Annotated in this window: 14 protein-coding genes and 3 tRNA genes; 1 reads left to right on the top strand and 16 read right to left on the bottom strand. The window is 65.4% G+C overall.

Features of this window, described 5'->3' with window-relative positions:
- The 12 genes from M2282_RS29510 to trpE form a co-directional block, all read right to left on the bottom strand.
- On the bottom strand, positions 1-137 hold a 137-nt coding region (locus tag M2282_RS29510; RefSeq protein WP_280812214.1), incomplete at its 3' end, for a GTP-binding protein.
- A 73-nt stretch (positions 138-210) separates the two neighbouring features.
- Positions 211-285 (bottom strand) — tRNA-Thr (locus M2282_RS29505).
- A gap of 40 nt (positions 286-325) precedes the next feature.
- Positions 326-399 (bottom strand) — tRNA-Gly (locus M2282_RS29500).
- 65 nt (positions 400-464) lie between these two features.
- Positions 465-550, bottom strand: a tRNA-Tyr gene (locus M2282_RS29495).
- Between the two features lie 108 nt (positions 551-658).
- Positions 659-1,366 (bottom strand): uracil-DNA glycosylase, encoded by a 708-nt coding sequence (locus M2282_RS29490; RefSeq protein WP_280812327.1) that lies wholly within the window; start codon positions 1,364-1,366, stop codon positions 659-661.
- Positions 1,363-2,163 carry an indole-3-glycerol phosphate synthase TrpC gene (gene trpC / locus M2282_RS29485; protein WP_280812326.1) on the bottom strand — a complete coding sequence of 267 codons (801 nt, stop codon included), beginning with the start codon at positions 2,161-2,163 and terminating at the stop codon, positions 1,363-1,365. The genes M2282_RS29490 and trpC overlap by 4 nt, the downstream gene beginning before the upstream one ends.
- Before the next feature lie 30 nt (positions 2,164-2,193).
- Positions 2,194-3,216 (bottom strand): anthranilate phosphoribosyltransferase, encoded by a 1,023-nt coding sequence (trpD, locus tag M2282_RS29480; RefSeq protein ID WP_280812325.1) that lies wholly within the window; start codon positions 3,214-3,216, stop codon positions 2,194-2,196.
- A gap of 30 nt (positions 3,217-3,246) precedes the next feature.
- A complete protein-coding gene (locus M2282_RS29475; RefSeq protein ID WP_280812324.1) occupies positions 3,247-3,909 on the bottom strand; it encodes a LysE family translocator in 663 nt (220 codons plus the stop codon).
- Between the two features lie 16 nt (positions 3,910-3,925).
- Positions 3,926-4,984 carry a low-specificity L-threonine aldolase gene (gene ltaE / locus M2282_RS29470; RefSeq protein ID WP_280812323.1) on the bottom strand — a complete coding sequence of 353 codons (1,059 nt, stop codon included), beginning with the start codon at positions 4,982-4,984 and terminating at the stop codon, positions 3,926-3,928.
- A gap of 4 nt (positions 4,985-4,988) precedes the next feature.
- Positions 4,989-5,573, bottom strand: a complete 585-nt coding sequence (locus tag M2282_RS29465; protein WP_280812322.1) for an aminodeoxychorismate/anthranilate synthase component II — start codon at positions 5,571-5,573, stop codon at positions 4,989-4,991.
- A complete protein-coding gene (locus M2282_RS29460; protein WP_280812321.1) occupies positions 5,570-5,962 on the bottom strand; it encodes a GxxExxY protein in 393 nt (130 codons plus the stop codon). Before M2282_RS29460 ends, M2282_RS29465 begins: the two co-directional genes overlap by 4 nt.
- The gene (gene trpE, locus M2282_RS29455) at positions 5,959-7,461 is read right to left on the bottom strand and encodes an anthranilate synthase component I (protein ID WP_280812329.1); all 1,503 of its coding nucleotides are present in this window, start codon (positions 7,459-7,461) and stop codon (positions 5,959-5,961) included. The genes M2282_RS29460 and trpE overlap by 4 nt, the downstream gene beginning before the upstream one ends.
- 330 nt (positions 7,462-7,791) lie before the next feature.
- Between trpE and M2282_RS29450 the strand changes: the two genes are divergently transcribed.
- Positions 7,792-8,394, top strand: coding sequence for a chalcone isomerase family protein (locus M2282_RS29450; protein WP_280812320.1), 603 nt, complete (start codon positions 7,792-7,794; stop codon positions 8,392-8,394).
- A 12-nt stretch (positions 8,395-8,406) separates the two neighbouring features.
- On the opposite strand, the gene M2282_RS29445 is transcribed toward M2282_RS29450, so the two are convergent.
- From M2282_RS29445 to M2282_RS29430, 4 genes are all read right to left on the bottom strand, one after another.
- Entirely contained in the window at positions 8,407-9,108 is a 702-nt protein-coding gene (locus M2282_RS29445) for a phosphoglycolate phosphatase (RefSeq protein WP_280812319.1), read from the bottom strand.
- An 80-nt stretch (positions 9,109-9,188) separates the two neighbouring features.
- A complete protein-coding gene (locus tag M2282_RS29440; RefSeq protein ID WP_280812318.1) occupies positions 9,189-9,635 on the bottom strand; it encodes a MaoC family dehydratase in 447 nt (148 codons plus the stop codon).
- The gene (locus M2282_RS29435) at positions 9,628-11,280 is read right to left on the bottom strand and encodes an AMP-binding protein (RefSeq protein ID WP_280812317.1); all 1,653 of its coding nucleotides are present in this window, start codon (positions 11,278-11,280) and stop codon (positions 9,628-9,630) included. Before M2282_RS29435 ends, M2282_RS29440 begins: the two co-directional genes overlap by 8 nt.
- Complete coding sequence (locus M2282_RS29430; RefSeq protein WP_280812316.1) at positions 11,277-12,017, bottom strand: nitroreductase; 741 nt, start codon at positions 12,015-12,017, stop codon at positions 11,277-11,279. The genes M2282_RS29435 and M2282_RS29430 overlap by 4 nt, the downstream gene beginning before the upstream one ends.
- Between the last annotated feature and the right edge of the window lie 13 nt (positions 12,018-12,030).

Below are 12,030 nucleotides of genomic sequence, written 5' to 3'. Positions count from 1 at the left end.
GCCTTGGCTTCGCCGCCGAACTTGGCCGACAGAACGGTTGCAATCGCAGCCGTCAGCGTCGTCTTGCCGTGGTCAACGTGACCGATCGTGCCCACATTCACGTGCGGCTTGGTGCGGGTGAATTTACCTTTTGCCATTTTTCGACTCCGAAAAAAACGATTTCAACGTATGCAGATGGGTTGCAAACCTGCCGTTGCAACCCCCAGAAACTGGTGCCCTTTGCGGGAATCGGACCCGCGACCTCTCCCTTACCAAGGGAGTGCTCTACCACTGAGCCAAAAGGGCTTTTGTCTAACCAATCGCTTCCGGCGTCGAACCGGGTCTCTGGAGCGGGAGACGGGAATCGAACCCGCGTCATCAGCTTGGAAGGCTGGGGTTCTACCATTGAACTACTCCCGCATCGGGGGCACTTCAAGGCACCCAAAGCGCTAGATCCAATCGCTCTTAGAAACCAAATTCATCGCTGGTGGAGAGGGCTGGATTCGAACCAGCGTACTCGTAAGAGGGCAGATTTACAGTCTGCTGCCATTAACCACTCGGCCACCTCTCCGGCGAACCTCGAAATATAGCACGGTTTTGTGACTACCCAGAACTCCCAGCACCAAGAAGAAGCGGAAGAACTGCACGAGGCGTTGAACCGGGGCGATTATCCGCGAATTCAGCCGCCTCCCTGATGCGCCTCCCGCCAGGCGCGTGCTTCACCGAAATGTCCGCATCCGATGAACGGCGCGGGCGGACGCAGGGCCGAAAGTGGCGACGGATGATTCGACATCAGCACCTTGTGGCGCCTAACGTCGATCAACGCACGTTTACTCTGCGCGTGCGAGCCCCAGAGCATAAAAACAACAGGTTTCGCGCCGTCCGATACATGTCGGATGACGGCATCCGTCAGCACCTCCCAGCCCCGCCCCGAATGGCTCGCTGGCTGGGCTTCTTCGACAGTGAGACAGGTGTTGAGCAACAACACGCCATGGGTCGCCCACTTCACCAGGCTGCCACCGGGATTTGGAAACGGCGGCGGCGCTGTGCCGAGGTCGCGCTGAAGCTCCTTGAAAATGTTGCGCAGCGACGGCGGCAGCGCCACGCCGGGTGCCACCGAAAATGCGAGCCCTTCGGCTTGGCCGCGCCCGTGGTACGGGTCCTGGCCGAGGATCACCACGCGCACGTCCTCGGGCGGCGTCAGCTCCAGCGCGCGCAGCGGCTGCGGCGGAAAGATCACGGCCCCCGCATCGAGGCGCTCGCGCAGAAAACCCTGCAGCTTCTGCCCCACGACGCCGGCGAAAAAATCATCGACCAGCGGCTGCCAACCCGGCGCCACCGCCCAGTCGGCAGGATCGCTGCTCGACAGCTGATCCTGCGTGCTCATCGGAACAACGCAGCGAGGGCCTCGCCGGGTTCCTTGGCGCGCATGAACGCTTCGCCGACCAGGAAGGCATTGACGCCCGCCGCGCGCAGCGTGGCCACGTCTTCACGCGTGGCGATGCCCGATTCGGTCACCGCCAGCCGGTCGGCCGGGAGCTTCGGTAGCAGGTCGATGGTGGCCTGTATCGACACATCGAAGTTGCGCAGATTGCGGTTGTTGACGCCGATCAGCGGCGTCTTGAGCTTGAGCGCGCGATCGAGCTCGGCCGCGTCGTGCACCTCCACCAGCACCGCCATGCCGAGCTCGCGCGCGATGGCCTCGAAGTCTTTCATCTGCGCATCGTCCAGGCATGCGGCGATCAACAGGATCGCATCGGCCCCCATGGCGCGCGATTCGTACACCTGGTAGGCATCGACGATGAAATCCTTGCGCAGCACCGGCAGGTCGCACGAGGCGCGCGCCTGCTTCAGATAGTCGACGCTGCCCTGGAAGAACTGCTTGTCGGTCAGCACCGAAAGGCACGCCGCGCTGATGGTCCCGTCGCCCTCGGCATAGCTTTGCGCAATGTCGGCCGGAATGAACTCTTCGCGCAGCACGCCCTTGCTCGGGCTGGCCTTCTTGACTTCGGCGATCACCGCGGCCTGGCCGGCAGAAATCTTCGCGCGCAGGGCAGCTTCGAAATCGCGCGTCAGCACACGGCTTTCGGCGTCGAAACGGACGGCTTCGAGCGGTGCGCGCTTCAGCGCGGCCGCCACTTCCTGGCGCTTGACGGCAACGATCTTGTCGAGGATGTCGGACATGGCTTGTGGTGCTTTCTTTTTCTCTGAGTCTCAGACGATGGCGGAGGCCTTGACCAGTTCGGCCAGCTTGGCTTTGGCCGCGCCCGATGCGATGACGGCGCGCGAACGCTCCACGCCCGCTGCCACCGAGTCGACGACGTTGGCCGCGTACAGCGCCGCGCCGGCGTTCAGCAGCACGATGTCGAGCGCCGGGCCGGCCTGATTGTCGAGCACCCCCAGCAGCATCGCCTTCGATTGCTCGGGCGTTTCCACACGCAGCGCGCGGTTGCTCGACATCGCGAAGCCGAAGTCCTCGGGGTGCAGTTCGTACTCGCGGATCTCGCCGTTCTTGAGCTCACCCACCAGCGTGGCGGCGCCCAGAGAAATCTCGTCCATGCCGTCGCGGCCGTAGACCACCAATGCATGCTCGGTGCCCAGGCGCTGCAGCGCGCGCACCTGGATACCCACGAGGTCGGCGTGGAACACGCCCATCAGGATGTTCGGCGCGCCCGCGGGGTTCGTCAGCGGACCGAGGATGTTGAAGATGGTCTTGATGCCCAACTCCTTGCGCACCGGTGCGACGTTCTTCATCGCCGGATGGTGATTGGGAGCGAACATGAAGCCGATGCCGCACTCCTCGATGGAGCGCGCGATCTGCTCGGGCTTCAGATTGATGTTGATGCCCAGCGACTCCAGCACGTCGGCACTGCCCGACTTGCTCGACACGCTGCGCCCGCCGTGCTTGCTGACCTTCGCGCCGCCCGCGGCCGCAACGAACATCGAGCAGGTCGAGATGTTGAAGGTGTGCGAGCCGTCGCCGCCGGTGCCCACGATGTCCACGAGGTTCGTGGTGTCGGCGACGGGCACCTTGGTCGACACTTCGCGCATCACCTGCGCGGCGGCGGTGATCTCGCCAATGGTTTCCTTCTTCACGCGCAGGCCCGTGATCAGCGCGGCCATCATCACGGGCGAGCATTCGCCGCTCATGATGAGCCGCACGATGTGCAGCATCTCGTCGTGGAAGACCTCGCGGTGCTCGATGGTGCGCTGCAGCGCTTCCTGGGGAGTGATCATTGGGAAGTCTCCTTGAGGTTTCGTGTGTCGTCAGTGGCCGGCGCGAACGGCCGGTGCGTCGGTAAATGCGAGCTTGAGGCCGAAGCCGATGAAGAGGACGCCGGCAGCGCGGTCGAGCCAGTGCATGCCCTTCTGCACGGCGCCGCGGCGCGCCATCCAGCCTGCCGCCACCGCCCATCCCACATTGACAGGAATGGCATTGAGGTTGAACAGCACGCCCAGCAGCACGAAGTACAGGGCCTTGTTGTCCGCGCCGGGCGCAATGAACTGCGGCACAAAGGCGAGGAAGAACAGCGCCACTTTGGGGTTGAGCACGTTCGTCCAGAAGCCGCCGAGAAAGATCGCCCTGAGGCTGCGCTCCCCGCCCGCTGCGGCGGCGGCCTCATCGAGATCGGTGGGCGGCGCCGCGCGCGACAGCACCATGCGCACCCCCAGATACAGCAGGTAGGCCGCGCCGATGTACTTGAGCACCGTGAAGGCCGCCGCGGACGTGGCCATCAACGTGCCGACACCGACCGCCGCCGCGAAGATGTGGACGAAGCAGCCGGCGGTGATGCCGAGCCCCGCCACGATGCCGGCACGCACGCCCGAACGCAGCGAATTCGTCACGACGTAGAGCACGTCGGGGCCCGGCGTGAGATTCAGCAGCCAGCCGGCGGCGATGAAGGCGAGCAGATGGGGAAGATCAGGCATCGCGTCGTAGGCAGATTCAGGACTTGAAGAAGGCGCGGATCGCGGCAATCGCCCGGTCCACGCCCGCAGCGTCGACGTCCAGATGCGTCACGAAGCGCAGGCGATAGAGACCCGTCGCGAGGATGCCCTGGCTGTTGAGGCTCGCGATCAGTTCCGACGAACGCGCTTGCGCGGCGCCCGTGAGATCGACGAACACGATGTTCGTGTGCGGCGCCTCGACCACGAGGTCCTCGATGCCTTCGAGCCCTTGCGCGAGGCGCCGTGCGAGCGCGTGGTCGTCGGCGAGACGATCGACGTGGTGATCGAGCGCATGCGATGCAGCCGCCGCCAGCAGGCCCGCCTGCCGCATGCCGCCGCCCGCCATCTTGCGGATGCGGTGCGCCCGCGCGATGAATTCGCGCGAGCCGACCAGCGCCGAGCCGATGGGCGCGCCCAGACCCTTGCTGAAGCAGACCGACACGCTGTCGAAGCACTGCGCGATGCGGCGGGCTTCGGCGCGAATGTCGCTGCGTTTGTTCAATGCGGCCTGCGCGGTGGCAGCGTTGAAGAGACGCGCGCCGTCCAGGTGCCGCTGCAGACCCTTGCGCTTGGCCAGATCCGTCGCGGCCTGCACATACTCGAACGGCAGCAGCTTGCCGCCCAGCGTGTTCTCCAGCGCCAGCAGCTTCGTGCGCGCGAAGTGCGCGTCGTCGGGCTTGATGGACGCCTCGATCTGCGCGAGCGGCAGCGTGCCGTCGGGCGCGTGGTCCAGCGGCTGCGGTTGCACGCTGCCGAACACCGCGGCGCCGCCGCCTTCCCAGCGATAGCAGTGCGCCTGCTGGCCGACGATGTATTCGTCGCCCCGGCCGCAGTGCGAGAGGATCGCGCACAGGTTGCTCTGCGTGCCGGTCGGCACGAACAGCGCCGCCTCGAAGCCCAGCAGCGCGGCGATCTTTTCCTGCAGCGCGTTGACGCTCGGATCGGTGCTGAAGACGTCGTCGCCGAGCGGCGCGGCCATCATGGCCTCGCGCATCGCGGGCGTGGGTTGGGTGACGGTGTCGCTGCGCAGATCGACGATGGAAGAGCGGTCGGTCATGGGGTCAGTCCAGGAAGTTCTTGAGCATCGCGTGGCCATGCTCGGTGAGTATCGATTCGGGGTGGAACTGCACGCCTTCGATGCGCACGTCATGCGCGTATCCGGTGTGCCGCACGCCCATGATCTCGCCGTCGTCGGTCCAGGCAGTGACAGCCAGGGCCGAAGGGCAGCTCTCGCGCTCGATCGAGAGCGAGTGGTACCGGTTGACGATGAACTTCTCGGGCAGGCCCGCGAACACGCCCTCCTGCGTGGTCGTGATCTCGCTGGTCTTGCCGTGCAGGAGCTGTTGCGCGCGAACGATCTTGCCGCCGAAGGCCGCGCCGATGGCCTGATGGCCCAGGCACACGCCAAGAATGGGCAGCTTGCCGGCAAAGGCCTCGATGGCCGCCACCGACACGCCCGCTTCCGCCGGCGAGCACGGCCCCGGCGACACCACGAGCCGCGTCACGCCGGAGGCGATCAGTTCGCCGATCTGCTCGACGGTGATCTCGTCGTTGCGATGCACCTGCACATCCGCGCCCAGCTCGCCGAAGTACTGGACGATGTTGTAGGTGAAGCTGTCGTAGTTGTCGATCATCAGCAGTTTCATGGCTTGCTCACAATCCGGTGCACGCCCTTCACGACGGGGAACACGTTGAAGTTGATCAGAAGGCCCAGCTTGAGGCCCGAGAGGCGCAGCGCCGCCAGCACCTGCGCACGGTGCAGGTCGGTCAACACGTCGACCGCCTTGAGTTCGACGATGACCGACTGCTCGATCACGAAACCCGCGCGGTACACCTCGCCGAGCGAGCGCCCCTTGTAAGTGGCCGACAGCGCCACGTCGCGCGTGAAACCGATCTCGCGCTCGGCCAGTTCGATGGCCAGCGCCGCGGCGTAGGCGCCCTCGTCGAGCCCCGTGCCGAGCACGCGCTGCACCTCGACGGCGGCGCCGATGATCTCGTGCGAGAAGTCGTTCTGAATATCGGGTGTGGTGCTCATTCCAGGCCTTCCTCGACCAGTTCGGCCGCACGCAGGAGTGCGCGCGCCTTGGCCTCTGTTTCTTTCCATTCCAGCTCGGGCACCGAGTCGGCGACCACGCCGGCCGCGGCCTGCACGTGCAGCATCTGGTCCTTCACGATGCCGGTGCGGATCGCGATGGCCACGTCCATGTCGCCGGCATAGCTGATGTAGCCGCAGGCGCCGCCGTAGAGACCGCGCTTGGTGGGTTCGAGCTGGTCGATGAGTTCCATTGCATGCACCTTGGGCGCACCGGTCAGCGTGCCGGCGGGGAAGGTGGCCTTGAGCACGTCGATGGCGGTCATGCCGTCCTTGAGCGTGCCTTCGACGTTGCTCACGATGTGCATCACGTGGCTGTAGCGCTCCACCGCGAAGGCCTCGGTCACCTTCACGGTGCCGGTCTTGGCGATGCGTCCGATGTCGTTGCGCGCAAGGTCGATCAGCATCACGTGCTCGGCGCGCTCCTTCGGGTCGTTGATGAGTTCTTCCTCGGCCGCCTTGTCCAGCTCGAGCGAGGCACCGCGCGGACGTGTGCCGGCCAGCGGGCGGATGGTGATCTTCTGCTCGCCATCGCCGGTGTTCTCCTGGCGCACCAGGATCTCGGGCGACGCGCCGACCACGTGGAAATCGCCCAGGTGGTAGTAGTACATGTAGGGCGACGGGTTCAGCGAACGCAGCGCGCGGTACAGCGACAGCGGCGACTCGGTGTAGCGCTTGCTGATGCGCTGGCCCACCTGCACCTGCATGAAGTCGCCGGCGGCGATCATTTCCTTGGCGCGCTCCACGGCCGCGATGTAGTCGGCCTTGGCAAAACTGCGCTCGGGCGGATGCGCCTGCGTGGGCTTCACGATGGGCGCGCTCACCGAGTACTTGAGCTTTTCCTTGAGTTCGCGCAGGCGCCGCTTGCCATTGGCATAGGCCTCGGGCTGCTTCGGGTCGGCGTAGACGATCAGGTAGAGCTTGCCCGAGAGGTTGTCGATGACGGCGAGTTCCTCGCACTGCAGGAGCAGGATGTCGGGGCACCCCAGCGTGTCGGGCGGACAGCTCTTCTCGAGCTTGCGCTCGATGTGGCGCACCGTGTCGTAGCCGAAGTAGCCCGCGAGGCCGCCGCAGAAACGCGGAAGACCCGGCCGCAGCGCGACCTTGAAGCGCTTCTGGTACTCGGCGATGAAGTCGAGCGGGTTGCCGGCGGCGGTTTCGACGACCTGACCGTCGGTCACCACTTCGGTCACGGCATCGGCGCCGAAACCGCTCGCGCGCAGCAAGGTGCGCGCCGGCAAACCGATGAAGCTGTAGCGCCCGAAGCGCTCGCCGCCCACGACCGATTCGAGCAGGAAGCTGTGCTTGCCGCCGCTCTGCGAATGCGCGAGCTTGAGGTACAGGGAAAGAGGCGTTTCGAGGTCGGCAAAGGCCTCGGCCATCAGCGGGATGCGGTTGTAGCCCTGGGCGCTGAGGCTCTTGAATTCAAGTTCGGTGATCACGGATTCGTTCTCCAATTGCCGCCCGACGCTCCTTCGGTCGGTGGCAAGGTCATTCACTGGTGGCCCGGAGTCATTGGCGATCCGGAGCCGCGGGCGCACGGCGTGCGCCGTGCAATCAAACAGTCAGCGAAGTATGGCTACGCCAGGGCCAGGCTCCCCGGCTGCCTTCACCTGTTTGAATGATGTGATGAACGAACATGGAAGCGCGAGTTTAGCCCACGAAAACCGCACTACGGCACGACAAGGCGGGTTTCAGGGTTCCCCCGAAGGCCGGAAGTTAAAACAAAAAGATACATTCGCACGACCGTTCGCAAATTCAAGGAGACCCCCTTGCCCGCACTTTCCATCCCGACCGCGCTCTCGCGCCTCGCCCTGCTTGCCTGCCTGACCACGGCGCTCGGCGCCTCGGCGGCGCAGGTGGACGTCGCCGGCGTCAAGCTGGAAGACCACCTCGACCTGCGCGGCACGCCGTTGCAACTCAACGGCGCGGGCGTGCGCTTCAAGGCGATCTTCAAGGTCTACACGGCGGGCCTGTATGTCGGCAAGAAGGTCTCCACGCCCGAAGAGGCGCTGGCAGCGCCCGGCCCCAAGCGCGTGGCGATCACGATGCTGCGCGACATCGACGCCAACGAGCTCGGCAAGCTCTTCACCAAAGGCGTGGAAGAGAACTCGCCCAAGAGCGAAATGGTCAACCTGATCCCGGGCCTGCTGCGCATGGGCCAGATGTTCGCGGACCAGAAGCAGTTGAAGACCGGCGACACCTTCACCATCGACTGGCTGCCCGGCACCGGCACGGTGATCACCGTGCGCGGGGTGCCGCAGCCCGACCCGGTGAAGGAGCCGGCCTTCTTCAATGCGCTGCTGCGCATCTGGCTCGGCCCGAGCCCGGCAGACTGGAAGCTGAAGGACGCGCTGCTCGGCATCAAGCCGTAACCCGCAGCGACCTCAGAGATCGGCCAGCGAATCCACGAAGCCGTCCGCATCCACGCCGCGCACCGGCTCGCCGTGGTTGTAGCCGTAGGTCACGAGGACGACCGGGCAGCCGGCGGCCCTTGCGGCGCGTGCGTCATTGCTGGAGTCGCCGACCATCAGCGTGCGCGCGGGCGTGGTGCCCAGTGCCTCGCAGGTCTTCAAGAGCGGCAGCGGGTCGGGCTTCTTGCGCTCGAAGGCATCGCCGCCGAACACCAGCTCGAAGAAGCCATCGAGCCCTTTCGCGGCCAGCAGCGGCTTGGCGAATGAAGTCGGCTTGTTGGTGAGGCAGGCCAGACGCAGGCCGCGCTCACGCAGCGTCTTCAGCCCCTCGATCACGCCCGGGTACACCGCCGAATGCTGGCCGTTGATGGCCAGGTAGTGGTGCTGGTAGCGCTCCCAGGCGCGCTCGAACAGCGCCTGCGCGCTTGCCTGGATGCCCGCCGCGTCGGCTGTGCCCGCGGGCGTCATCACATGCACGAGCGCCGAATGGATCAGGTGCTCGGAGCCCTTTCCCACCATCCGCTCGATGGCGATGGGCGGCACCGGCGGCAGGTCGAGGTCGCGCAGCATGCGGTTCAGGGCCTCGGCGAAGTCGCCGAGCGTGTCGACCATGGTGCCGTCGAGGTCCACGATGGCGGCGTCGAATCGGGTGTGGTCGGAGCCAATAGAGTTCAAAACAGACAAATGGAGTTCAAAAAACTACTCGGTACTTTAGCGGGCCTCAGGAAATAGCGAAGGTGCCGGCAGTGCCGCGGTCAATCGGTTCGCGGCGCAAAGGAAACATGGCCTTGCGCAAGCACGAGCGTGCGCCCGTCGAGTGCCCTCATGGCGCCGTCCAGGCTCAGCCTGAGCCCGCCTTTGGGCCTGGCGTCCACCGACGTCACGACCCATTCCAGCAGCACGCTTTCGGTGGCCTTGACCGCGCGCAGCAGATCGAAAGAGAAGTTCATCCCGAGCACGCTGCCCTTTGGAGACAGGTGCGTGGCGGTCAGACCCATCAGGAGAGAGGTGGTGTGCGTGGCGCTGGCGATCAAGCCGCCAAAGCGGGTGCCCGATGCGTAGCCGGCATCGACGTGAAGCGGGTTCTCGTCTCCCGCGGCCAGCGAGAACGCCCTGACCTGCGCCTCGTCGAATGTGTGCGTGCGAGAAAACCGGTAGCCGGCGCCGACATCCGGGCGATCGGTTTCGTAGACCTCAGGCATGGCCGGCCAGACGGGTGATGGCGGCCGCGCTCCCAGCCTCCTCGCGAAGCCTGAACTTCTGGATCTTTCCCGTGGCTGTCTTCGGCAGCGCGTGAAAGACGATGCGTTGGGGGCATTTGAAATGGGCCAGTCGCGCGCGGCAGAAATCGATGATGTCCTGCTCTGACGGCTGCTCCGCGCCAGCCCTCAGCTCGATGAATGCACAGGGGACCTCGCCCCACTTCGCGTCGGGCTGGGCCACCACGGCCGCATGCAGCACGGCCGGATGGCCATGGATCACCTCCTCCACTTCGACGGAGGAAATGTTCTCCCCGCCGGAGATGATCACATCCTTGGACCTGTCGGTGATCTGGACATAGCCGTTGTCGTGCAGAACCGCCACGTCGCCGGTGCGAAACCAACCGCCGGCCAGTGCCCTGCGCGTCGCAGCTTCGTTCTTGAAGTAGCCCATCATCACGGTATTGCCGCGCAGCATCAGTTCGCCGGCCGTTCGGCCGTCCGACGCAACAGGCTCGAGCGTGTCGGCGTCGCCCACCATCAGCCCTTCGAACATTGCCGCACGGGCTCCCTGACGTACCCGAAGCTTGCCCTGCTCGGCGGGCGGCAGCTCATCCCATCCGTCCTGCCATTCGCAACTCACCGGTGTTCCGGACACCTCGGTGATGCCGAACACGTGATCCACATCGAATCCCATCGAGCGGACCGCTTCCAGAACGGCCAGCGGCGGCGGCGAGCCGGCGGTCAACACACGCACCGGCCGGGGCAAGGTCCTGCCTCGGGCTGCGTCCGCGAGCATCGCCATGACGATCGGCGCAGCGCACAGGTGATCGATGCCATGCGCGTCGATCGCCGCCATGACTGCATCGGCGGAAACCTTGCGCAGGCAGACGTGGGTGCCCGCAGCCGCGGTGATGGCCCATGTGAAGCACCAGCCATTGGCGTGGAACATCGGCAGCGTCCACAGGTAGCGCGGTGCGCGCGGCATCGACCAGTTGGTGATCTGGAGCTGGCTCATCAGGTAGGTGCCCCGGTGGCTCGCCACGACGCCCTTGGGATCCCCGGTCGTGCCGGATGTGTAGTTCAGGGCAATGGGCTGCCACTCGTCGCTCGGCCAGACGCCCGGAAATCCGGGATCGCCCCGGGCAAGAAGCGATTCATAGTCCACCACGCCGACGGACGCGCCAGCCGGAGCCAGGTGATCGTTGATATCGACGACGATGGGACGGTGGTCGAGCAATTCCAGCGCAGCCGCCGCAACGCCGGCGTACTCCCGGTCGACCATCAACAGCTTGCACTCGCCGTGCCGGAGGATGAATGCCACGCCTTCGGCATCCAGCCGATGGTTGATGGCGTTGAGCACTGCACCGGCGAGAGGAACGCCGAAGTGCGCCTCCAGCATGGCCGGCGTGTTCGGCGCAAGCACCGACACGGTATCGCCGTGCTCAATTCCCATGGCCACCAGCGCAGACGCCAGCCGATGGCAGCGCTCCCGCGTCTGCGCCCAGGTGCGGGTCAGGTCCCCGTGGACCACTGCGATGCGTCGTGGATGCACAAGGGCGGCCCGATCCAGGAACCCCAACGGCGTGAGAGGAACGTGGTTGGCCGCACAACGCTCCAGGCCAACTGAATAGGATGCTGCGCTCATGCCATGGTCTCCTTGGGATCCGGATGGAAAGTGGTGAACGAAGAGACCGGTTCTCTCTGCGTGACCAGCGTGTTCTCGATGGCCGTTTCGTCGGCATGGCCAAGGCTCATCCCGCACACGAGCATCTGCCCGTCGGGGATCCCCAAGCAGCTTGCAATCTCGCGATGAAACTTGAGAAACGCGGCTTGCGGGCAGGTGTGAAGGTTGCGCGCGCGTGCGGCCACCATCACGCTCTGCAGGAACATCCCGTAGTCGAGAAGGCTTCCCTCCGCCAACTGGCGCTCGACGGTGAAGAACAAGCCGACCGGCGCGTCGAAGAAGCGATAGTTGCGGCCATGCTGAAGGTGCATGCGGGACTTGTCGCCCTTTGCAATCCCGAGGAGCCCGTAAAGATCCCATCCCACCTTGCGGCGTCTCTCCAGGTAGGGCGCGACCCACTTGCGCGGGTAATAGTCGTAGGCCTCGGTCAATTCCGCGGCGAGCCCGGGATCGTCGTCGACTGCCGCAAGCCGTGCGCTCAACCGGTCCTTCGCCGCGCCGGTCACGACGTGCACACGCCAGGGCTGCATGTTCATGCCCGAAGCGCTGTGGCTGGCGGTTTCCAGAATCGATTCGATGTCGTGGGTCGGCACCGGCGTCGGGAGGAAAGCGCGCACGCTGCGCCGCGTCACGATGGCCCAGTCCACCGCCTCGCGCAGCGTTTTCGGGTCCAGCGGCGACGCTGTCATTCGGTTCATCGTTCGGGGTCCT

The organism is Variovorax boronicumulans, from assembly GCF_029892485.1.
GTDB classification, from domain to species: Bacteria; Pseudomonadota; Gammaproteobacteria; order Burkholderiales; family Burkholderiaceae_C; genus Variovorax; species Variovorax boronicumulans_B.
The sequence above is the reverse complement of the archived record's forward strand: the minus strand, read 5'-3'. Positions and strand labels throughout refer to the sequence as shown.